Below are 20,173 nucleotides of genomic sequence, written 5' to 3' on the forward strand. Positions count from 1 at the left end.
CGCGCGTCCACGGCGCCGGCCCCTCCCCTACGCCGCGCTCACCGACACTTCCACGACCGCCCACGACAGCGCGGGCAGCTCCAGTGTCACGACCGAACCCTCGACCACCACTCCCGCGAGCGGCACGAGCCCGACGGCGTCCTGCGCCTCGAGCGTGTTCGCCGTGTGGCGCGTGCCACCCGACGGCACCTCCAGCAGTTCGGCGCGCAGCACCCGGCCGCCCGTGAAGCCGTGCAGCGAGATCGAGACGGCCGATGCGTCGTCGAGTCCGCGGTTGGCGAGGAAGAACGCGACGACGCCGCGATCGGCGTCGTAGGTCGCGGCGACGTCCACCTGGTCGGCGTCGCCGAAGGTTCCCGCGTCGACCTTGTCGGAGGTCACGGCCGTGCGCAGGATCTGCCCCTGCGCGAGCGCCGCCATCCGGGCGAACGGCCAGAAGATCGTCTGCTTCCAGGCCGGCCCGTTCTCTTCCGAGCGGATCGGCGCGATCACATTGACGAGCTGCGCCTGGTTGGCGATCGAGACGCGATCGCCGTGTCGCAGCAGGGAGTTGAGCAGGGTGCCGACGACGACGGCGTCGGTCACGCTGTAGGTGTCCTCGATGAGGCGGGGATGCTCTCGCCACGACTGCGAGACGGCGCTCGGCTGGTCGTCGGTGTCGAGCCCCGACTGGTACCAGACGTTCCACTCATCGAACGAGAGGTTGATGTACTTCTTCGCCTTGCGCTTGGCCCGCACGGCATCGCAGGTCGCTACGACCGACTCGATGAAGTAGTCCATGTCGACGGACGAGGCGAGGAACGACGCCGCATCGCCGTCGTGCTCCTGGTAGTAGGCGTGCATCGACATGTAGTCGACCTCGTCGTAGGCGTGGGAGAGGACCGTGTGCTCCCACGAGCCGAAGGTCTCCATCCCCGAGTTGGACGATCCGACGGCCACGAGCTCGATGGACGGGTCCACGAAACGCATCGCCTTGCCCGCCTCCTGGGCGAGTCGGCCGTACTCGTCGGCTGTCTTGTGGCCGATCTGCCACGGGCCGTCGAGCTCGTTGCCCAGGCACCAGAGCTTGATGTCGAACGGATCCGCGGCGCCGTTGGCGATGCGGCGATCCGACAGCGCCGTGCCGCCAGGGTGATTGGCGTACTCGACGAGCTCGCGAGCCGCGTCGACGCCGCGAGTGCCGAGGTTGATGGCCTCCATGATCTCGACGCCGGCCTCCTTCGACCAGTCGACGAACTCGTGCAGCCCGAAGGCGTTGCTCTCCACCGTGTGCCAGGCGCCGTCGAGGCGGCGGGGACGCTCGGACGCCGGGCCCACACCGTCCTCCCAGTTGTAACCGGAGACGAAGTTGCCGCCCGGGTAGCGGACGACGGTGGGGCCGAGCTCCTTGACGAGTTCGAGGACGTCCTGGCGGAAGCCTCGCTCGTCGGCCTGCTCGTGGCCGGGCTCGTAGATGCCGGTGTAGACGCAGCGTCCCATGTGCTCGACGAACGAGCCGAACAGACGACGCGGCACCGGGCCGATCGTGAAGTCGCGGTCGATGACGATGTGTGCCGTGGGCATGGAGCTCCTGACGTAGGTGTGAAGGAAGAGTGGGTGCCCACCCGGGGGCGGGAGCGGAGGTCAGCCCTTGAGGCCCGAACCGGTGACGCCTTCGACGATCTGACGCTGGAACGCCAGGTACATGACGATCAGCGGGAGTGCCGCCAGCAGAGCGCCGGCCTGGATGTCCGCGAACCGCTGACCGAACGAGCCCTGCACGGTGGCGAGGCCGACCGGGATGGTCATCAGATTCGGGTTCGAGAGCACGAACAGCGGCAGCAGGAGGTTGTTCCACACCCCGACGAACGTGAGGATCACGACGGCCGCGATCACGGGGCGCGAGAGCGGCATGATGACCGACCAGTAGATCTTCCACAGGCCGGCACCGTCGATGCGGGCGGCCTCCTCGAGTTCCTTCGGGATCCCGTCGAAGAACTGCTTGAAGATGAACACCGCGATAGCGGCGGGTACCTGCGGGAAGATCACCGACCAGTAGGTGTTGAGCAGGTTGAGAGCGCCGAGCTCCTGGAAGATCGGGATGATCAGCACCTGGCCGGGGATCATGATCCCGAACAGGATGAGCAGCAGCACGACGTTGGAGCCGCGGAACGTCAATCGTGACAGCGCGAAGGCCGCCATCGAGGCGAAGAGGACGGTCAGCACGGCAGTGACGACCGAGGTGATGCCCGAAGCGAGGTACCAGTTCCAGATGTCGCCCGCTCGGAGGAGCGTGGCGTACGAGTAGAGGGTGGGGTTGAGGTCCTTCATGATCGCCGGGGCACCGAGAGCAGCCACCCCATTGGCCGTCAAAGACGTCTTGAGCGCGAACAGGCTGGGGATGAGCCAGATGATCGCGAAGACGATGAGCACAGTGGTCGAGACGGTGCTGAAGGTCCGGCTGCCCGTGCCCACACGGGCCGCGGTCGGCCTGGCCAGGGGTGCCGCACCGGAGATGGGCGATTTCGCGGCACGAGGAGCGTCGGTGATGGCCATGATCAGGCCGCCTTTCGGGTGGCAGCGCGGTCGATGTACTGACGGATCAGCGCGATGGCGACGATGACGATGAGGAGGAGGACCGATGCGGCGGAGGCCGCGCCCAGGCGGTTGTCGGTGAAGCCGACGTTCGTGACGAGGGAGAGTGCGACCTGGGTCGAGATGCCGGGGCCGCCGGACGTCATCAGGTAGACCTGATCGAAGATCTTCAGGGACGCGATGATCTGCAGCAGGATCACGAGCGTCGTGGTGCGGTTCAGCAGCGGCAGCGTGATGAAGCGGATCTGCTGCCAGGGCGTCGCCCCGTCGATGGCCGCGGCTTCGTACAGCTCACGCGGGATCTCCTGGAGACCGGCGAGATATAGGACGAAGTTGAAGCCGAGGGTCCACCAGACGGTGGCGATCGCGATGCCGATCATCGCGGTGCTCGGATCCGCCAGGACGCCGGTCGCGCCGGTGATGCCGAACCAGCCTTGCGCAGTCGCCCACAGTCCCGTGCCCGGCGTGAAGATGAACAGCCAGATCAGCGAGATGGTCGCTGACGGGAGGATGTAGGGCAGGAAGAACGCGAGGCGGAAGAACCACTGCCCGTGCCGGACCCGGTTGGTGAGGATCGCGAAGACGAAGGCGATGATCACGAGCGGGGGAACCGTGTACAGCGTGAACTGGAGCGTGTGCCACATCGCGCTCCAGAAGTCGGCGCGCGAGAGCATCTCGGCGTAGTTCGCGAACCCGGCGAACGAGCCCAGACCCGTTCGCACCGTCGAGGTGTTGAAGAAGCTGGAGACGACCATCCAGACGGCCGGCCCGAGGAGGAAGGCCAGATAGAACAGTCCGAAGGGAGCGATGAAGAGCCAGGCTCCCCGGCTCTCGCCGCGAGTGCGGCGGGATCCCGTGGTGCCGCTGCTCGACGTCGATGTCGGGGCGGGGCGGATGAGGGCAGGTGCGGCGGTCACGTCGTTGTACCTCCAGGGGTCAGCGGTCGAGAGCAGGTCAGAGGGGGCTGGGGGTGTTCGTGTAGATCGCGAGCTGATCCTTGATGGCCTTCAAGGCTCCCTCGGGCGACAGCGACAGCTGCTGGACGAGGGCGAGCTGCGCGCCCACGGTGACCTCGAACGTCGATCCTGATCCGCCGTACCAGGCCGGGTCGTCGTAGACGGCGTAGTCGGCCGCGGACGAGTAGTCGGCCTGCGGTTCGAGCGCCTTGTAGTCGGCGCTCTCGAGGGTCGGGAGGTATGCGGGCACATGGCCGCCCATCGCCCACGTCTGGCCCTGGTCGAGCATCGACTTGATGAATCCCATCGCCTGCAGGCGCTGCTCGGGTGTGCGGTCCTTGCGGGGCAGGACGAAAGTGTGCGAATCGGCCTGCACGGCCGGCCTGTCGAACAGCTGCGGAACCGGCACCATCCCGAACGTGAGGCCCTCGATCGACTGCGCCGTGGTGATCTCCCACTCCCCCTGGAGGAAGATGCCGGACTGTCCCGTGAACATCGCCGTCTGCGCACCGGCGTAGTCGAGGCCCGTGTTCAGCCAGCCCTTGTTCACCCAGTCCTGGATCTTCGTGGTCACCTGGAGGAAGGCGTCCTCGTCGACCGAGATCGTCGCTCCGTTGTCGGAGAGGAACGGCGTCACGCCGTCGATCTGGTTGTAGAGCGTCCAGAACACACGCCAGGGAGTCGCCGTCTCGTTGACGTTCCCGAAGGTGATCGCTGTGCCGCCGGTGACCTCGGCGATCGCGCCGAGCGCGGATTCGAACGTCTCGAGGCCGGTGAGGTCCTTCAGCTTCCCGTCCGGATCGAGGAGTCCCGCCTGGCCGCAGACGTCGGAGTTGAAGAACATCACGAGCGGGTGGGTGTCGAGCGGGATCGCGATGGTCGTGCCGTCCGTCTTCTGGGCGTCCCAGGAGGCCGGATTGAAGTCGGCGGAGGACATGCCGACCGAGGCGAGGTCCTCTTCCGTGATCGGGTCGAGGATCCCGCCGTCGTACAGCGGCTTCGCCCGCGTGAGGTGCGCGACCGCGACGTCCGGCGGCTTGTTGCCCACGGTGGCGAGCGTCAGTTTGGAGTAGTACGGGTTGCCCCACGCGAAGACGGTGGCCTGGAGCGAGCCGGGGCCGCCGTTCGCGTCCGCGTAGCCCGCCTGCATCTCCTGCATCCGGACGCCGTCGCCGCCGCCGAAGAGGCTCCAGAAGATGAGCTGCTCGGGGTTGAGCGGGCTGCCGAAGAGGCCGGCTCCGATCGGACTGCTCGCGCAGCCGGAAAGAGCGAGAGTGCTCGCCGCGGCGAGAGAACCGCCCAGAAACGCCCGTCGGGTGAACGGTGACACCATGTCGACCTCCTCGTCGTGTGGTAGCGCCCGTGACAACTGTGCTCGACGGCCCGCGAGCGAGTCGGTCGTAGCGCTTGAAGAGCAGCGTTACATCGTTGTAACGGTGAGTCAAGGACTTCGTGCGCGTCGCCTCGCAGAATCAGTGCGTCGCTGCTCGGTCCGTCGCGGTGGACGCACGAGCGATGATCTCGTGCGGGATGAAGATCCTGCGCGGTGGGAGGGATCGGTCGGCGATCCGCTCCGCGAGCACCGACAGCGTCGTCTCGGCGAAGGCGCGCTTGTCGAAGGACACGGTGGTCAGCGGCGGGGACGCGAAGCGGCCGCCGCGCACGTCGTCGAAGCCGGCGACGGCGATCTGCTCGGGCACCCGGATGTGCCGGGCGAACAGGATGCTCAGAACTCCGACCGCCATGGAGTCGGTGAAGCAGAAGACGGCGTCCATCTCGACCCCCGCGTCGAGCGCGCGGGCGAACGCCTCGCCGGCCGCGCTCGGAACCCAGTCCTCCGTCACGATCTCGAGGGCCGGATCGTTCGGCACACCCGCGGCCGCCAGGGCCTCGCGGTAGCCCTTCGTCCTCGCTCGCGCCGACGCCCGATCGGAGTCGGGGCCGTCCGTCCCGACGACCGCGATGCGCCGATGGCCGCGCGCGAGGAGGTGCTCGGTCATCTCCCGAGCGGCGGCGACGCTGTCGACGGCGACCCTGTCGACGAGATCCTGCTCCACCTCGCCGATCACGACGATCGGCGGCAGCTCGGCGGTACCGACGATGGCGCTCAGCTTGAGGCTGACCGGATTGAGGACGAGGCCGTCGATGAGGTGCTCGCGCGCCCGCGAGAGCAGTTCCCCTTCGCGGTCGGGTCGCCTGCCGGTCTGCTCCATCTGGATCGACCACCCGCGCTCATGGGCGGCCTCCACGAAGGTGTCGAGCATCGCGGCGGAGTACTCGGTGGTGAGGTCGGGGAACGCGAGGGCGATCGCACCGGAGCGGCCGTTGCGGAGCCCCCGCGCGCTGAGGTTGGGCACGTAGTGGAGCTCGGCGATGGCGGCCTCGACGCGCTCCCGGGTGTCGGGCCTCACGAACACGACGCCGTTGATGACGTTCGAGACGGTCTTCGGGCTCACCCCGGCACGAGTGGCGACATCCCGGACGGTTGCTCGCATGCGGCCCAGAGTAGCGCGGCGCTCAGCCCGGGCTGAGCTCCGCGTGCTCGCAGACCGCGCACGGCTCGTCAGACCGCCGGGGCCTCCACGCGCTGGCCGACCACGGCCGACACGCCGTCCTGCCGCATCGAGACGCCGTAGAGGGCGTCCGCGATCTCCATCGTGCGCTTCTGGTGGGTGATCACGATCAGCTGGCTGGAGGTCCGGAGGTCCTGGAAGATGCTCAGCAGGCGGCCGAGGTTGGCGTCGTCGAGCGCCGCCTCCACCTCGTCCATGATGTAGAACGGGCTCGGCCGCGACTTGAAGATCGCGACCATGAAGGCCACCGCGGCGAGGGAGCGCTCACCGCCCGAGAGCAGCGACAGCCGCTCGATCTTCTTGCCGGCCGGCCGCACCGCGACCTCGATGCCGGTGGTGAGCAGGTTCTCCGGGTCGGTGAGGCGGATGCTGCCCGTGCCGCCGGGGAAGAGCACGGGGAAGACGTCCGCGAAGGCGGCCTGGGTGTCGTCGAAGGCCGAGGCGAAGACGGTCTGCATCGTCTCGTCGAGCTCCTCGATGATCGTCAGCAGGTCGCGCCGCGTGTTGGTGAGGTCGGTCAGCTGCTCGGTGAGGAAGACGTGGCGCTGCTCGAGCGCCGCGAACTCCTCGAGGGCGAGCGGGTTCACCCGGCCGAGCTGGCCGAGCTGCTTCTCCGCCTTCTCCAGCCGGCGGCGCTGCTCGTCACGGACGAAGGGGCGCGCGGGTGCCTCGGCGTCGCTCTCGTCCGGCACCGGGACCTCGGGGCCGTACTCGGCGACCAGCACGTCCTCGACCAGGCCGAGCTCGGAGCCTGCGCGCTCGAGCAGGCCGGTGAGCTGCAGGCGCTTCTCGTAGATCTGCAGCTCGAGGCCGTGCACGCTCTCGGTGACGCTCTGCAGGCGGTCGCGGAGCACCGACTCCTCGCGCCGCAGCGCCTGGAGCTCCTCGTTCTGCTGCGAGCGGGCGGTCTCGGCCCGGAGCAGCTCGGCGCGCGACTGCTGCACCGAGCGGTCGACGGAGGCGAGCACCGCGGGGATCGCTCCGGTGACGTCGGCCGCGGCGTCGTGCTGGCGCCGGCGGATGACCGCGCGGCGGGCGGCTTCGTCGGCGGCGGCGCGGTCAACGGCGAGCTGGCGGTCGAGCGACTCCCCGCGGGACTGCTCGGCCCGGACGCGCTCCTTCGCGGTCTCGACGCCCAGGCGCGCCTCGATCTCGCGCTCGCGGGCCGCGTCGACCTCCCGCTGGAGGCCGTCGCGGGCGCTCGCGTCGAGGACCGGCCGGGGGCGCGCGCGAGCGGCGTCGAGCTCGGTCTTCGCCGTCCGCGCGGCGGTCTCGGCGTCGCCGACCCGCTCGGTCGCGATGGTGAGGGCCTTCTCTCCGCGGCCGAGCTCGGCCGTGGCGCCCTCGAGCTGGGCGCGCACCCGGCCGAGGCGCTCGGTGTGCGCGGCGCGGGCGGCGTCGTGCTCGCGGAGGGCGGCGAGGGCGAGGCGCGACTGCTCCTTCGCGGCGCGCAGGGCGCCGGTCTGCTCGGCGAGGTCGAAGCGGAGGCGGTCGATCCGGCCCTCGATCTCCTCCAGGCGGCTCGCGGCGGCGTCGCGCTCGGAGACCAGCTCGAGCCGGCTGCGCTGGCCGCCCGCTCCCCCGCTGAGCACGGCGTCCGAGACCGAGGCGCCGTCGCGGGTGACGACGGTGACGGGGTGCTCGCCGCCGGCGAGGGCGGGCCAGAGCCGCCGCGCGGTGTCGAGGTCGTCGACGACGACGACCTGCTCGAGGAGGGCGAGGACGCCGTCGGGACCGGTGACCAGGTCGCCGGCGCGGATCGCCCCCTCCGGCACCTCGATCGCGAGGGCGGGACGGGCGGCGTCGCCGATCAGCAGCTCGACCCGGCCGAGCTCGCGGCGGATCGCCTCGTCGAGTGCGGCCTCGGCGTGCGACGGGGAGTCGGCGAGCACGGCGTCGGCGGCCGCTCCGAGCGCCGCCGCGACGGCCGCCTCGTAGCCGGCGCGGACCTGGATCCGCTCGGCGACCCGGCCGCGGATGCCGTCGAGGCGGGTGGCGATCAGCTCGGCGGAGCCGTCGGAGACGTCGAGGGCGAGCGAGAGCGCGCTGCGGCGGGCGGCGAGGCCGTCGCGCTCGCGCTCGAGCGCGTGCAGCTCCTCCCGCAGTCGCTCGATCTCGCCCTCGGCCTCGAACACCGCGGACTGGGCGAGCTCGTAGCCCTCGTCGAGGGTGCCGTCGGTGCCGCCGCCCGCCTCGCCGATCTCGTCCTCCAGCGCGTCCAGCTGGCGCTGGGCGGCCTCGCGGCGCTGCACGGCGGAGTCCAGAGTGTTCTGCGCGCGGAGGACCTCGCCGCGGACCGCCGCGAGACGGGAGGCGGCGGTGTCGGCCTGCCCGGTGAGCTTGGACAGCTCGAGGTCGTACCGCGAGACCAGCGCCGACTGCGCCGCGATCTCCTCGTCGACCGCGTCCAGGGCGGCGCGAGCCTGCACCGTCGCCCGCTGCGAGTCGGTCCACGCGGTCTCGGCGTCGAGGACGGCCGTGCGCAGGCGCTCGAGTTCGGCGCGCGCCTCCTCGACCATCGGCGCGGTGACGCGGGGCTGCACGGCGGGCTGCTCCGACTCCGCCTCGAGCAGGGCGAGGCGCTGCCCGGCGAGCGCCGCGAGATTCCGCAGCCGCTCCTGCACCGATTCGAGCTCGAACGTGGTGCGCCGCGCGTCGTCGACGGCGTCGCCGACCATCTCGGACTCGATCCGCGCGGTGCGCAGCGTGCTCTGCTCGAGGCGCTCCTGGAGCACGACCCGCTCGCTGTGCCGCTCGCTCTCGGTCCGCGCGAAGCCGTCGAGCGCGGTGCGGAGGGTGACGACGTCGTCGGCGAGCAGGCGGGCCCGCGCGTCGCGGACGACCGCGGCGATGGTCTGCGCCTGCCGGGCGACCTCCGCCTGGCGGCCGAGCGGCTTGAGCTGGCGGCGGATCTCGCCGGCCAGGTCGGAGAGGCGGGTGAGGTTGGCCTGCATCGCGTCGAGCTTGCGGAGGGTCTTCTCCTTGCGGCGGCGGTGCTTGAGGATGCCGGCTGCCTCCTCGATGAAGCCGCGCCGCTCCTCCGGGGTCGCGTGCAGGACGGCGTCGAGCTGGCCCTGGCCGACGATGACGTGCATCTCGCGACCGAGACCGGAGTCGCTCAGCAGTTCCTGCACATCGAGCAGGCGGCAGGCGCGGCCGTTGATCGCGTACTCGCTGCCGCCGTTGCGGAAGAGGGTCCGCTTGATCGTCACCTCGGTGTACTCGATCGGCAGGGCGCCGTCGGTGTTGTCGATGGTGAGCGCGACCTCCGCGCGGCCGAGCGGGCCGCGGGTGGAGGTGCCCGCGAAGATGACGTCCTCCATCTTGCCGCCGCGGAGGGTCTTCGCCCCCTGCTCCCCCATCACCCAGGCGAGCGCGTCGACGACGTTGCTCTTGCCCGAGCCGTTGGGCCCGACCACGCAGGTGACCCCGGGCTCGAAGGCGAACGTGGTCGGCTGCGCGAAGGACTTGAACCCCTTGAGGGTCAGGCTCTTCAGGTACACCCGGCCGCCTCGCTCCGCTCGAAAACGCTCCCTACGGTACTCGACGGCCTGCTCCGCGCCGCGGAACCGCGCGGTGCGGCCCTGCGGCGTGCACACTGGGGAGGTGACGAGCCCCCACGACCCCGCGCTCCGGATCCGCGAGCTGCCGATCCCCGAGCGCCCGGGCGCCGCGGGCTGGGACGACTTCGTCACCCTGACCGCGATCGGCAACGCCGTCGAGGCGGAGGGCACGGGAACCGCCGAGCTCGGCTTCCCGGCCGAGACGAACCTCGGCGAGTGGCAGCAGCAGGAGTTCGATCCGCGGCGCGCGTTCCTCGCCGAGATCGTGTCGGCCGACGGGGTCCGCGCGGTCGGCAGCGGCGAGCTGCACTGGAGCACCGAGGAGGTGGACGACGCGGCGTGGCTGGCGTTCTCCGTCCTCGACGGCGAGCGCGGGCACGGCGTCGGCGCCGCCCTGCTGGAGCGGCTGACGGCGGAGGCGCACGCGCTCGGCCGGAGCGTGCTGCAGACCTGGACCGCGCACCGCGCCGACCGCTCGGGGCCGCGGACGCCCGCGCGCTCGGGCGCCGGCTCCGTCCCCTCAAACGATCCCGGTGCCCGCTGGCTCGCCTCCCGCGGCTGGGTGCTGGAGCAGGTGGAGCGGGTCAGCGTGGTGCGGCTGCCGCTGGACCCCGTGCTCGCGGCCTCCCGGCGCCGCGGTGCGCAGGACCACGCCGAGGGCTACGAGCTGCGGCACTGGAGCGGCGCGACCCCGGAGGAGCTCGTGGACGGCATGCTCGCCCTGCGCGAGAGCATGTCCGCGCAGGCGCCGACGGCCGGGCTCTCGGTGCCGGAGGAGACCTGGACCCGCGAGCGGCTCGCGGCGCACGAGCTCGGGGCGACCGCCGGGGGCCGGGTGGAGCTGACCTCGGTCGCGCTGCGGGACGGGCTGCCGGTCGGCTACTGCACCGTCGACGTGCTGCCCGGCCGCGCGGCGCTGTGGGGAGCGACGCTCGTGCAGCCGGCGCACCGCGGCCACCGGCTCGGGATGCTGCTGAAGCTCGACGCGCTCGAACACCTGGCCGCCGCCGACCCGGACTGCCGGGCCGTCTACACCTGGAACGCGGAGGAGAACCGGCCGATGCTCGCCGTCAACGAGGCCGTGGGGTTCACGGCGATCGCCGTGGAGGGCCAGTGGAAGCTGGCGGATGAGGGCGTGTCGGCGGAGGGGTCGCGGTGACCCCGCTCGTCGAGCCCGGACCGCCGCTCACCGCCGCCGAGCGCGAGCGCTTCGCCCGGCAGATCCGGCTCTCGCCGCTCGGCGAGCTCGGCCAGCGGCGGCTGCGGAACGCGCGGGTGCTCGTGCTCGGCGCGGGCGGCATCGGCTCGCCCGTGATCACGGCGCTCGCCGCGGCGGGCGTCGGTCGTCTGGGCATCGTCGACGGCGACGTGGTCGAGGCGTCGAACCTCTCGCGGCAGACGGCGCACGACGAGACCTCGCTCGGCGCGTCCAAGGCGGAGTCCGCGGCGGCGACCGCGCGCCGGCTCTTCCCCGGCATCGACGCCCGCGCCTTCCCCGTCTCCTTCACCAGCGCGAACGCCGATGCGCTCGTCGCGGGGTGGGACGTGGTGGTCGACGGCTTCGACACCTTCGGCTCGCGCTACCTCGCCTCCGATGCGACGACCCGGGCCGGCGTCCCGCACGTCTGGGGCTCGGCGCTCGGCTTCGACGGGCAGCTGTCCACCTTCTGGTCCGAGGCGCCCGGCGGCGGTGTCACGCTGCGCGCCCTGCACCCCGGAGCCGCCGACGCGGCCGACTCCTGCGCGACGGTCGGGGTGCTCGGCTCGCTGTGCGCGACGATCGGCTCGGCGATGGCGAGCGAGGTGACGAAGCTGGTGACGGGGGTCGGCGAGCCGCTGTTCGGGCGGGTCCTGGTGCACGACGCGCTGGACGGGTCGTGGAGCGAGCTGCCGCTGGCGCGCGCCGTGCCGCCGGTCGCCGCGGTGGGCGCGGTGGCCGGGGCGGTGAGTGCCGACGAGCTGCGCGCGCGACTGGCCGGGCCGACGCCGCCGACGGTCGTGGATCTGCGGGAGGACGACGAGGACCGCTCCGTCGCGATCCCCGGCGCGGTGCGACTCCCGATGTCGCGGTTCGATCCTGCGCTGCTGCCCGCGGGGCCGCTGGTGCTGCACTGCGCGTCGGGGGTGCGGTCGAGGATCGCGGCCGAGCGCGCGGCGGCGGCGGGGATCGCGTCGGACTCGCTGCTCGGCGGGATGGCCGGCTGGCGCTGACCACCGGGGCTTCTCTGCGGGCGCGCCTGTCCGATCTGCAGGTCTTCCGAGCTCGATGTCTCGCTCTGCCGCATGATCCGGCCCGCGAGGACCCGGATCACCTGCACATCGGACGGGCACCTGCAGATCGGACAGGCACCTGCGAATCGGACGGACACCTGCAGATCGGACAGGCGGCTGCAGCACGGACCGGCACCTGCAGAACGGACCGGCACCTGCAGATCCGACGAGCACCTGCAGATCCGACGGGCACCTGCAGATCCGACGGGCGGCTGTGTGACGGACGGGCGGCTGCGGGACCGGGCGGGTCAGCCGCCGGCGAAGGGGGGCAGGACGTCGACCGCGGCGTCCGCGGGGAGTAGGGTCGCGCGGTCGGTCGTGGAGACTCCGTCGATCAGGTAGCTGCAGCGGGCGAGGACGTCGGCGGCGGAGGGGACGGACGCGACCAGCGCGGCCTCCAGTGCGGCCAGGTCGTCGACGCCGTCGATCTCGTCGTCGGCGCGCCCCAGGGCGGCCTTCGCCGCGGCGAAGTAGCGGACGTGCACGCTCAGCCGCCGATCGCGCTCATGGTGCGATCGGGCTGGACGAAGCCGGCCCGGTTCATCTCGTGGCCGGCGGGCTTCGCCCACATCGCGCCGCGCCAGAGCTGCGCGACGTGGTGGTCGTCGGCACCGGAGCGCATCGCGCCGAGCAGGTCGGTCTCCTCGTTGGAGAAGAGGCAGCTGCGGACGCCCCCCTCGGCGGTCAGCCGGGTGCGCCGGCAGTCGCCGCAGAACGCCTCGGTCACGGAGGCGATGATCCCGACCGTGCCGAGCAGCTCGTCGGAGCCGATCGCGCGGACGTCGAACAGCTCGGCCGGGGCGCCGTCGCGCGGCGCCGCGTTCGGGGTGAGGACGAAGCGCTCCGAGAGCAGGCCGCGGATGTCCGCCGCCGTGATCATCGTCGAGCGGTCCCAGCCGTGGTCGGCGTCCAGGGCCATCTGCTCGATGAAGCGGAGCTGGTGTCCTCCGGCGAGCGCCCAGGCGAGCAGCTCGGGCGCCTCGTGGTCGTTGATGCCGGGCAGGAGGACCGCGTTGATCTTGGTCTGCTTGAGGCCCGCGGGGCCGAGCGCGTCGATCCCGGCGAGGACCCGGTCGAGGAAGGGGCGCCGGGTGACCTTGGCGAAGGTCTCGGCGCAGATGGAGTCGAGCGAGACGTTGACGCGGTCCAGGCCCGCGTCGGCGAGCGCCTGCGCGCGGCCGGAGAGACCGATCGCGTTGGTGGTCAGCGAGATCTCGGGACGCGGCTCGATCGCGGCGACGTCGCGGATGATGTCGACGAGGTCCTTGCGCAGCAGCGGCTCGCCGCCGGTGAAGCGGATCTGGCGGACGCCGAACTGCTCGACGGCGATCCGGGCGAGGCGGACGATCTCCTCGCGGTTCAGCAGCGACGCGGGCGGCTGGAACGGCAGGCCCTCGGCCGGCATGCAGTACGTGCAGCGGAGATTGCAGCGATCGGTCAGCGAGATGCGCAGGTCGTCGGCGACGCGTCCGTAGGTGTCGAGCAGGAGCGGGGTCTCGGGCCGCTCGGCGGGCAGGACCGCACCGCGAGGGCGGGGCCGGATGCCGGGGATCCCCAGTGCTGTGCTCATCCGCCCACACTACGCGCCGGATCAGGGCGGGAGCGGGCAAGATGGAGACGTCCCTGCCGCCGGTCAGGAACGCCGCGCCCGGCGAGAGGCGACCCCCGCACGGTCGCGAACGCCCGAGAGGACCCGATGACCTCGATCGATCTGCACGCCGCCCGCGTGCGCGCGCTGCTCTCGCCGCTGGCGACGCGCGGCGCCCGCGAGACGCTGGTGCTCGATCCCGCCGCCGTCGCCGCCGACCCGGGCGCCTACGACCGCCGGGTGCTCGCCCGCTCCGTCGACGCTCCACTCGACCTGCCGCGCTTCGACAACTCCCAGATGGACGGCTACGCGGTGCGCGCGGCCGACCTCGATGCAGCGACGGCCGGCAGCCCCGTCTCGCTGCCGGTCGCAGCACCGATCCCGGCCGGCGACCGGGCGCCCCGGCACGAGCAGGGCACCGCGGTGCCGATCATGACGGGGTCGCCGCTGCCCGCCGGCGCGGACGCGGTCGTGGCGATCGAGACCGTCGACCCGCCGCGCTTCCCCGCTCCGGGCAGCACCGGCACCCGCGTGGCGTTCTCGCGCCCGGTCGTCGCGGCGGCCTTCGTCCGCGCCCGGGGCAGCGACGCGAAGCAGGGTGAGCTCGCGCTCCCGGCCGGCACCGTGCTCCGCGCCGCGCACTACGGCCTGCTCGCCTCGCTCGGGCTGACCGAGGTCGAGGTGCTCCCCCGGGTCCGCGTGCTGGTCGTGCCGACCGGGCACGAGATCCGCGCGGCCGGCACCGAGCTGGAGGAGGCGCAGATCTACGACGCCAACGGCTCGCTGCTGGCCGAGGCGGTCCGCGAGGCCGGTGCCCTTCCCGTGGTGGCGCCGTGCGGCAGCGACCGGCCGGAGGACCTCCTGGCGCTCCTCGATGCGCACGCGGACCGGGTCGATCTCGCGATCACCGTCGGCGGTGTCAGCGCCGGGGCCTACGAGGTCGTCCGCGACGCGCTCGGCCCGGCCGGCTCCGAGTTCGGCCACGTCGCCGTGCAGCCCGGCGGTCCGCAGGGCCTCGGTCTCGTCCGGGTGCGCGAGGACCTGCACCTGCCGATCGTGTCGCTGCCGGGGAACCCCGTCAGCGCCCTGGTGTCGTTCGAGCTCTTCCTGCGCCCCGTGCTCCGCTCGCTCGCCGGCCGGGTGCCGGCCGAGCGCCCGCGGCTGCGCGCCCGGCTGGCGACTCCACTCGACTCCCCCGCGCACCTGCACCAGATCCGGCGCGGCACCCTCGACGACGAAGGGCTCGTGCACGCCGTCGGCGGTCCGAGCTCCCACCTGCTCGCGTCCTACGCTCGATCGACCGTGCTCATCCACGTCCCGATCGGGACCGAGCACGCCGCGACCGGCGACACGGTCGAGATCTGGAGGATCGATGACTGACACGACCGGGACCACCGAGGGCGCCGAGGGCGCCCGGACGGGCGAGGACAAGGCGCTCACCCACGTCCGCGGCGACGGCGCCGTGCACATGGTCGACGTCGGCGGAAAGCAGGTCACCTCGCGGGTCGCCGTCGCGGAGGGGTTCGTCGAGACGACCCCCGACGTCGTGCGCCTCCTCGCGCAGGGCGAGCTGCCCAAGGGCGAGGCCCTCGGCGTGGCGCGCATCGCCGGCATCATGGGCGCGAAGGCCACCTCGACGCTGATCCCGCTCTGCCACCCGCTGGTGCTGGACGGCGTCGACATCGACCTCGAGCCGGGCGAGGACCGGGTCCGGATCGAGGCCCGCGTCCGCACGAGCGGCCGCACCGGCGTCGAGATGGAGGCGCTCACCGCCGTCAGTGTCGCCGCGCTCACCGTCTACGACATGATCAAGGCCGTCGACCGCGGCGCCGCGATCACGGGCATCCGGGTCCTCGCCAAAGAGGGCGGCCGGAGCGGCTCGTGGAGCCGGTCGTGAGCCGCACCGCGGTCGCGGTGGTCGCCTCCACCCGCGCCGCCTCCGGCGTCTACGAGGACCGCACCGGGCCCGCGCTGCTGAGCTGGTTCGAGAGCCAAGGCTGGAGCGGCCGCGTGGTCGTGGTCGCCGACGGCGATGCGGTCGGCGAGGCCGTCTCGGACGCGCTCTCGGCGGGCACGGACGTCGTGATCACCACCGGCGGCACCGGCGTCGCGCCGAGCGACGTCACTCCGGAGCAGACCGCGCCGCTGCTCGAGCGCGAGCTGCCGGGACTCGCCGAGGCGATCCGCGCTCGCGGCGCCGCGCACGTGCCGACCGCCGTGCTCAGCCGCGGCCGGGCGGGCGTCAGCGGCCGGAGCGTGATCGTGAACCTCCCCGGCTCCCCCGGCGGCGTCCGCGACGGCATCGACGTGCTCGATCCGGTCATCGGCCACCTCCTCGACCAGCTCGGCGGAGGCGACCATGTCCGCTGATCCCGTCGCCCTGGCCCGGCTCGCCCGCGAGCCCATCACCGTCGACGAGTGCGAGCAGGCCGTCGACTCCCCCGCCCACGGCGCCGTCGTCACCTTCGCCGGGGTCGTGCGCGACCACGACGAGGGGCGCGGCGTGCTGCGGCTCTCCTACGAGGCGCACCCGGAGGCGCCGGCCGCGCTGGTCGCCTCGGCCCGGCGCATCGCCGAGCGGTTCCCGGAGGTGCGGGTCGCCGCGGTGCACCGGGTCGGCGACCTGGTGGTCGGCGACCTCGCGCTCGCCTGCGCCGTCGCCTCCGCCCACCGCGCCGCGGCCTTCGAGGCCTGCGCGGCGCTCGTGGACGACATCAAGGCGACCGTGCCGATCTGGAAGGAGCAGTCGTTCGTGGACGGCAGCTCGGAGTGGGTCGCCTCGCTCGGCTGACCGTGATCGCCGCAGTGCGAAACACGAGCGTCATACGGGTGGGGTTCACTGAGGAGAGCGCGCCGTCGGCGCACGGAGCGGAGGGCGCGGCATGGACCTGAACACGATCCAGCGGGTGCGCGTCGTCCGCGAGCGCGCCGACCTGGCCGCGATGGGGCCGCGCACCGCGGTGATCGGCGGCGGATCGTGGGTGTTCTCGCTCCCGCACGACCACCTCGACGAGCTGCTCGATCTGCAGGGCTTCGGCTGGGAGCCGCACCGCGCGACGCCCGAGGGGCTCTCGATCGCCGCGACCTGCACCCTCGCCGAGCTCGCCGCGATGCCCGACAGCGGCCGGCCCTCGCACCCGCTCTTCTTCCAGTGCTGCACCGCGCTGCTCGGCTCGTTCAAGATCTGGAACGTCGCGACCGTCGGCGGCAACATCGCCAACGCCCTCCCGGCCGGCCCGATGATCAGCCTCGCCGCGGCGCTCGACGCCGAGGCCCTGATCTGGCGGGCGGACGGCTCGGACGCGCTCGTGCCCGTCGCCGAGCTGGTGACGGGGAACATGACCACCTCGCTCGGCCACGGCGACGTGATCCGCTCGATCGAGTTCCCGCGCCGGGCGCTGGAGGCGCGGACCGCCTACCGCAAGACCGCGCTCTCGCCGCTCGGCCGCTCCGGAGCGGTCGTCATCGGGCGCGTCGACGCCGACGGCTCCTTCGTGCTCGCGGTGACGGCCGCGACGATCCGCCCGGAGCTGCTGCGCCGGCCCGCGCTCCCCTCCGCCGACGAGCTCGCCGCCGCGCTCGACGGCATCACGACCTGGTTCACCGACCCGCACGGTGCGGCCGACTGGCGGCGCGCGGTCGTGGGGGTGCTGGCCGAGGAGATCCGGATCGAGCTGCAGCCGACCGGCGCGCCGGGCCCGAGCGCGGGAGGCGCAGCATGAGGTTCACCGTCAACGGCGAGCCGGTCGACGCCTCGCCCCGCCCCGGTCAGGTGCTGCGGACGCTGCTGCGCGATCACGAGCACTTCGAGGTCAAGAAGGGCTGCGACGCCGGCGACTGCGGCGCGTGCTCGGTGCTCGTCGACGGCACGCCCTTCCACTCCTGCCTCTACCCCGCGCACCGCGTCGAGGGCCGCGAGGTCACCACCGCCGCCGGTCTCGGCACGCCCGAGGAGCCGGGCGCCGTGCAGCAGGCGTTCGTCGACCACGCCGCCTTCCAGTGCGGCTTCTGCACGGCCGGCATGGTCGTCACCGCGAGCGCGCTCGAGGGGGCGCGCGAGGAGGACCTGCCCCGGCTGATGAAGGGCAACCTCTGCCGCTGCACCGGCTACCGGCCGATCCGCGAGGCCGTCGTAGAGCACGCCTGCGCCCAGCCGGAAGGACTCACGCCCGTCCGCCGCACCGGCCGCGCCACCGCCGACGAGTCGCGGGTGGGCCGCTCGCTCGGCGCCCCCGCCGGCCGCCGCGTGGTCTCCGGCCGGGAGCCCTACACGCTGGACGTCGCCGTGCCCGGGCTGCTGCACCTGAAGGTGCTGCAGAGCCCGCACGCGCACGCCCGCATCCTCTCGATGGACACCGCCGTGGCCGCGACGATGCCCGGCGTCGTCGCCGTGCTGACCGCCGCCGACGTCCCCGACATCCTCTACTCCACGGCCCGGCACGAGTCGCGGCTGGACGACCCGGACGACACCCGGATGCTCGACACCGTCGTGCGCTTCCGCGGGCAGCGGATCGCGGTCGTGGTCGCCGAGTCGGTGGGAGTGGCGGAGGCCGCCTGCCGCGCGATCGAGGTCGAGTACGAGCTGCTGCCGGCCGTCTTCGATCCTGAGGAGGCGCGCGCGCCCGGCGCCCCGCTCCTGCACGCCGACAAGGACCCGATCGCCTCGCGCATCGCCGACCCCGGCTCGAACGTGGTCGCCGAGCTGCACGGCGAGCACGGCGACGTCGCCGCGGGCTTCGCCGAGGCGGACGTGGTGGTCGACGGACGCTGGAGCACCTCGCGCGTCGCGCACACCGCGCTCGAGACCCACGGCACCATCGGCTGGCTGGAGGGCGACGAGCTGGTGCTGCGCACCTCCACCCAGGTGCCGTTCCTCGTCCGCGACGAGATCGCCCGGATCTTCGACCGCGATCCTTCGAGCGTCCGCGTCTTCACGGCGCGGGTCGGCGGCGGGTTCGGCGGCAAGCAGGAGATCCTCACGGAGGACGTCGTCGCGCTGGCCGTGCTCGCGACCGGGCGGCCGGTGCAGTTCGAGTTCACCCGCTCCGACGAGTTCACGATGGCGCCCTGCCGCCACCCGATGCAGGTGGACGTCCGGCTCGGCGCGCGCCGCGACGGGAGGCTGACCGCGATGAGCATCGACGTGCTCTCGGACACCGGCGCCTACGGCAACCACGGCCCCGGGGTGATGTTCCACGGCACCTCGGAGTCGGTCTCGGTCTACAGCGCGCCGAACAAGCGCGTCGACGCGCAGGCCGTCTACACGAACAACCTGCCCTCGGGCGCGTTCCGCGGCTACGGCCTCGGCCAGGTGATCTTCGGCATCGAGTCGGCGATGGACGAGCTGGCCCGCGAGCTCGGCATCGACCCGTTCGAGCTGCGGCGGATCAACGCGGTGAAGCCCGGCGAGCCGCTCGTCGTCACGCACGAGGAGGGGGACGACATCGGCTTCGCCTCCTACGGACTCGACCAGTGCCTCGATCTCGCCGAGGCGGCGCTCGACCGCGCGACCGGCACCGCGGCCCCCGAGGGTCCGGGCTGGAGCACCGGGCGCGGCATGGCGGTCGCGATGATCGCGACTCTGCCCCCACGCGGCCACTTCTCGGAGGCCACCGTCTCGGTCGACGCCGAGGGCGTGCTGACGATCGGGGTCGGCACGGCGGAGTTCGGCAACGGCACGACGACCGTGCACACCCAGCTCGTGGCGAGCGCGTTCGGGGCCTCGGCCGACCGGGTGCGGATCCGCCAGTCGGACACCGCCGCCGCCCGCTACGACACCGGCGCGTTCGGCAGCGCGGGGACGGTCGTGGCCGGCAAGGCCGTCTACAGCGCGGCGCTGCGGCTGCTGGCCGATCTGCGCTCGCTCGCCAAGCGGCTGACCGGCCACGACGGCAGCGAGTTCGAGACCGACGACGCGGGACTGCTCGCCGCCGACGGCACCCGGGTGAGCTGGGCCGACCTGGTGCTCGCCGCCGGCGGTCCGGTCTCGGCGACCGGCAGCGAGGACGGCGCGCAGCGCTCGCTGGCGTTCAACGTGCAGGGGTTCCGCGTCGCGGTGCACGAGCCGACCGGCGAGGTGCGGATCCTGCAGTCGGTGCAGGCGGCGGACGCGGGCTTCGTGATCAACCCGGCGCAGTGCCGCGGGCAGGTCGAGGGCGGAGTCGCGCAGGCGATCGGCTCGGCGCTGTACGAGGAAGTCATCCTCGACGGCGAGGGCACGGTGACGACGGCGATCCTGCGGAACTACCACATCCCGCAGATGGCCGACGTGCCGCCGACGGAGGTCCTCTTCGCCGACACGGCGGACGAGCTCGGGCCCTTCGGCGCGAAGTCGATGAGCGAGGCGCCGTACAACCCGGTGGCGCCGGCGCTCGCGAACGCGGTGCGCGACGCGATCGGCGTGCGGCCGCACGCGCTGCCCCTCTCGCGCGACCGCGTCTGGCGCCTGCTGCACCCGGACGCGGCGCCGGTGACGGCCGTCGACGCGGGTGCACCTCCCGGCTGAGGCTCGATCGCGGCGGATCTCGATACGCCCGCTCCGCGGGCTACTCGATCAGCATGTACCGGGCGCGGGCTGCTCGATCGGCATGGGCACCAGCGCGCGCATGCCGCGCGCGCTCCATGCTGGTCGAGTAGCCGCGCAGCGGC

General features: G+C 72.7%; 16 protein-coding genes. 8 read left to right on the forward strand and 8 right to left on the reverse strand.

Translation table 11 applies throughout. The features are described 5' to 3' along the window. Window positions 1–27 precede the first annotated feature (27 nt). From HQQ82_RS02775 to smc, 6 genes are all read right to left on the reverse strand, one after another. Window positions 28–1,563 (reverse strand): alpha-N-arabinofuranosidase, encoded by a 1,536-nt coding sequence (locus tag HQQ82_RS02775; RefSeq protein WP_173231550.1) that lies wholly within the window; start codon window positions 1,561–1,563, stop codon window positions 28–30. Between the two features lie 60 nt (window positions 1,564–1,623). Then, window positions 1,624–2,535 carry a carbohydrate ABC transporter permease gene (locus HQQ82_RS02780; protein ID WP_173231551.1) on the reverse strand — a complete coding sequence of 304 codons (912 nt, stop codon included), beginning with the start codon at window positions 2,533–2,535 and terminating at the stop codon, window positions 1,624–1,626. A gap of 2 nt (window positions 2,536–2,537) precedes the next feature. Further along, the gene (locus HQQ82_RS02785) at window positions 2,538–3,491 is read right to left on the reverse strand and encodes a carbohydrate ABC transporter permease (protein ID WP_173231552.1); all 954 of its coding nucleotides are present in this window, start codon (window positions 3,489–3,491) and stop codon (window positions 2,538–2,540) included. 37 nt (window positions 3,492–3,528) lie between these two features. Further along, window positions 3,529–4,863, reverse strand: coding sequence for a sugar ABC transporter substrate-binding protein (locus HQQ82_RS02790; RefSeq protein ID WP_173231553.1), 1,335 nt, complete (start codon window positions 4,861–4,863; stop codon window positions 3,529–3,531). A 139-nt stretch (window positions 4,864–5,002) separates the two neighbouring features. Further along, the gene (locus HQQ82_RS02795; RefSeq protein WP_173231554.1) at window positions 5,003–6,025 is read right to left on the reverse strand and encodes a LacI family DNA-binding transcriptional regulator; all 1,023 of its coding nucleotides are present in this window, start codon (window positions 6,023–6,025) and stop codon (window positions 5,003–5,005) included. A gap of 68 nt (window positions 6,026–6,093) precedes the next feature. Then, window positions 6,094–9,606, reverse strand: coding sequence for a chromosome segregation protein SMC (smc, locus tag HQQ82_RS02800; RefSeq protein WP_173231555.1), 3,513 nt, complete (start codon window positions 9,604–9,606; stop codon window positions 6,094–6,096). Window positions 9,607–9,709: 103 nt separating this feature from the next. On the opposite strand from smc, the gene HQQ82_RS02805 reads away from it, so the two are divergent. Both HQQ82_RS02805 and HQQ82_RS02810 read left to right on the forward strand, forming a co-directional pair. Next, window positions 9,710–10,825, forward strand: a complete 1,116-nt coding sequence (locus tag HQQ82_RS02805) for a GNAT family N-acetyltransferase (RefSeq protein ID WP_173231556.1) — start codon at window positions 9,710–9,712, stop codon at window positions 10,823–10,825. Next, window positions 10,822–11,877: a HesA/MoeB/ThiF family protein gene (locus tag HQQ82_RS02810; RefSeq protein ID WP_173231557.1), complete on the forward strand. Its 1,056-nt coding sequence runs from the start codon at window positions 10,822–10,824 to the stop codon at window positions 11,875–11,877. Before HQQ82_RS02805 ends, HQQ82_RS02810 begins: the two co-directional genes overlap by 4 nt. Window positions 11,878–12,185: 308 nt before the next feature. Here HQQ82_RS02810 and HQQ82_RS02815 read toward each other — a convergent pair whose 3' ends face one another. Beyond that, window positions 12,186–12,422, reverse strand: a complete 237-nt coding sequence (locus HQQ82_RS02815; RefSeq protein ID WP_367947782.1) for a MoaD/ThiS family protein — start codon at window positions 12,420–12,422, stop codon at window positions 12,186–12,188. Between the two features lie 2 nt (window positions 12,423–12,424). Continuing rightward, entirely contained in the window at window positions 12,425–13,507 is a 1,083-nt protein-coding gene (gene moaA / locus HQQ82_RS02820) for a GTP 3',8-cyclase MoaA (RefSeq protein ID WP_173231558.1), read from the reverse strand. Between the two features lie 126 nt (window positions 13,508–13,633). Between moaA and glp the strand changes: the two genes are divergently transcribed. From glp to HQQ82_RS02850, 6 genes are all read left to right on the forward strand, one after another. After that, complete coding sequence (gene glp / locus HQQ82_RS02825) at window positions 13,634–14,905, forward strand: gephyrin-like molybdotransferase Glp (protein WP_173231559.1); 1,272 nt, start codon at window positions 13,634–13,636, stop codon at window positions 14,903–14,905. Between the two features lie 88 nt (window positions 14,906–14,993). Next, window positions 14,994–15,422, forward strand: a complete 429-nt coding sequence (gene moaC / locus HQQ82_RS02830; RefSeq protein ID WP_216848302.1) for a cyclic pyranopterin monophosphate synthase MoaC — start codon at window positions 14,994–14,996, stop codon at window positions 15,420–15,422. After that, window positions 15,419–15,895 carry a MogA/MoaB family molybdenum cofactor biosynthesis protein gene (locus tag HQQ82_RS02835; RefSeq protein WP_216848154.1) on the forward strand — a complete coding sequence of 159 codons (477 nt, stop codon included), beginning with the start codon at window positions 15,419–15,421 and terminating at the stop codon, window positions 15,893–15,895. The genes moaC and HQQ82_RS02835 overlap by 4 nt, the downstream gene beginning before the upstream one ends. After that, a complete protein-coding gene (locus HQQ82_RS02840) occupies window positions 15,885–16,316 on the forward strand; it encodes a molybdenum cofactor biosynthesis protein MoaE (RefSeq protein WP_173231562.1) in 432 nt (143 codons plus the stop codon). The genes HQQ82_RS02835 and HQQ82_RS02840 overlap by 11 nt, the downstream gene beginning before the upstream one ends. Before the next feature lie 91 nt (window positions 16,317–16,407). Then, the gene (locus tag HQQ82_RS02845) at window positions 16,408–17,247 is read left to right on the forward strand and encodes an FAD binding domain-containing protein (RefSeq protein ID WP_173231563.1); all 840 of its coding nucleotides are present in this window, start codon (window positions 16,408–16,410) and stop codon (window positions 17,245–17,247) included. Then, entirely contained in the window at window positions 17,244–20,030 is a 2,787-nt protein-coding gene (locus HQQ82_RS02850) for a molybdopterin-dependent oxidoreductase (protein WP_173231564.1), read from the forward strand. Before HQQ82_RS02845 ends, HQQ82_RS02850 begins: the two co-directional genes overlap by 4 nt. The last annotated feature ends 143 nt before the right edge of the window (window positions 20,031–20,173 follow it).

It is taken from the genome of Rathayibacter sp. VKM Ac-2856 (assembly GCF_013205055.1).
GTDB lineage: Bacteria > Actinomycetota > Actinomycetes > Actinomycetales > Microbacteriaceae > Rathayibacter.

What these genes read in the sequence shown, in the direction of transcription:
- HQQ82_RS02775 (WP_173231550.1), bottom strand. Translation starts at nt 1,563, where the DNA reads ATGCCCACGGCACACATCGTCATCGACCGCGACTTCACGATCGGCCCG.
- HQQ82_RS02780 (WP_173231551.1), bottom strand. Translation starts at nt 2,535, where the DNA reads ATGGCCATCACCGACGCTCCTCGTGCCGCGAAATCGCCCATCTCCGGT.
- HQQ82_RS02790 (WP_173231553.1), bottom strand. Translation starts at nt 4,863, where the DNA reads ATGGTGTCACCGTTCACCCGACGGGCGTTTCTGGGCGGTTCTCTCGCC.
- HQQ82_RS02795 (WP_173231554.1), bottom strand. Translation starts at nt 6,025, where the DNA reads ATGCGAGCAACCGTCCGGGATGTCGCCACTCGTGCCGGGGTGAGCCCG.
- moaA (WP_173231558.1), bottom strand. Translation starts at nt 13,507, where the DNA reads ATGAGCACAGCACTGGGGATCCCCGGCATCCGGCCCCGCCCTCGCGGT.
- glp (WP_173231559.1), top strand. Translation starts at nt 13,634, where the DNA reads ATGACCTCGATCGATCTGCACGCCGCCCGCGTGCGCGCGCTGCTCTCG.
- moaC (WP_216848302.1), top strand. Translation starts at nt 14,994, where the DNA reads ATGGTCGACGTCGGCGGAAAGCAGGTCACCTCGCGGGTCGCCGTCGCG.
- HQQ82_RS02840 (WP_173231562.1), top strand. Translation starts at nt 15,885, where the DNA reads ATGTCCGCTGATCCCGTCGCCCTGGCCCGGCTCGCCCGCGAGCCCATC.
- HQQ82_RS02845 (WP_173231563.1), top strand. Translation starts at nt 16,408, where the DNA reads ATGGACCTGAACACGATCCAGCGGGTGCGCGTCGTCCGCGAGCGCGCC.
- HQQ82_RS02850 (WP_173231564.1), top strand. Translation starts at nt 17,244, where the DNA reads ATGAGGTTCACCGTCAACGGCGAGCCGGTCGACGCCTCGCCCCGCCCC.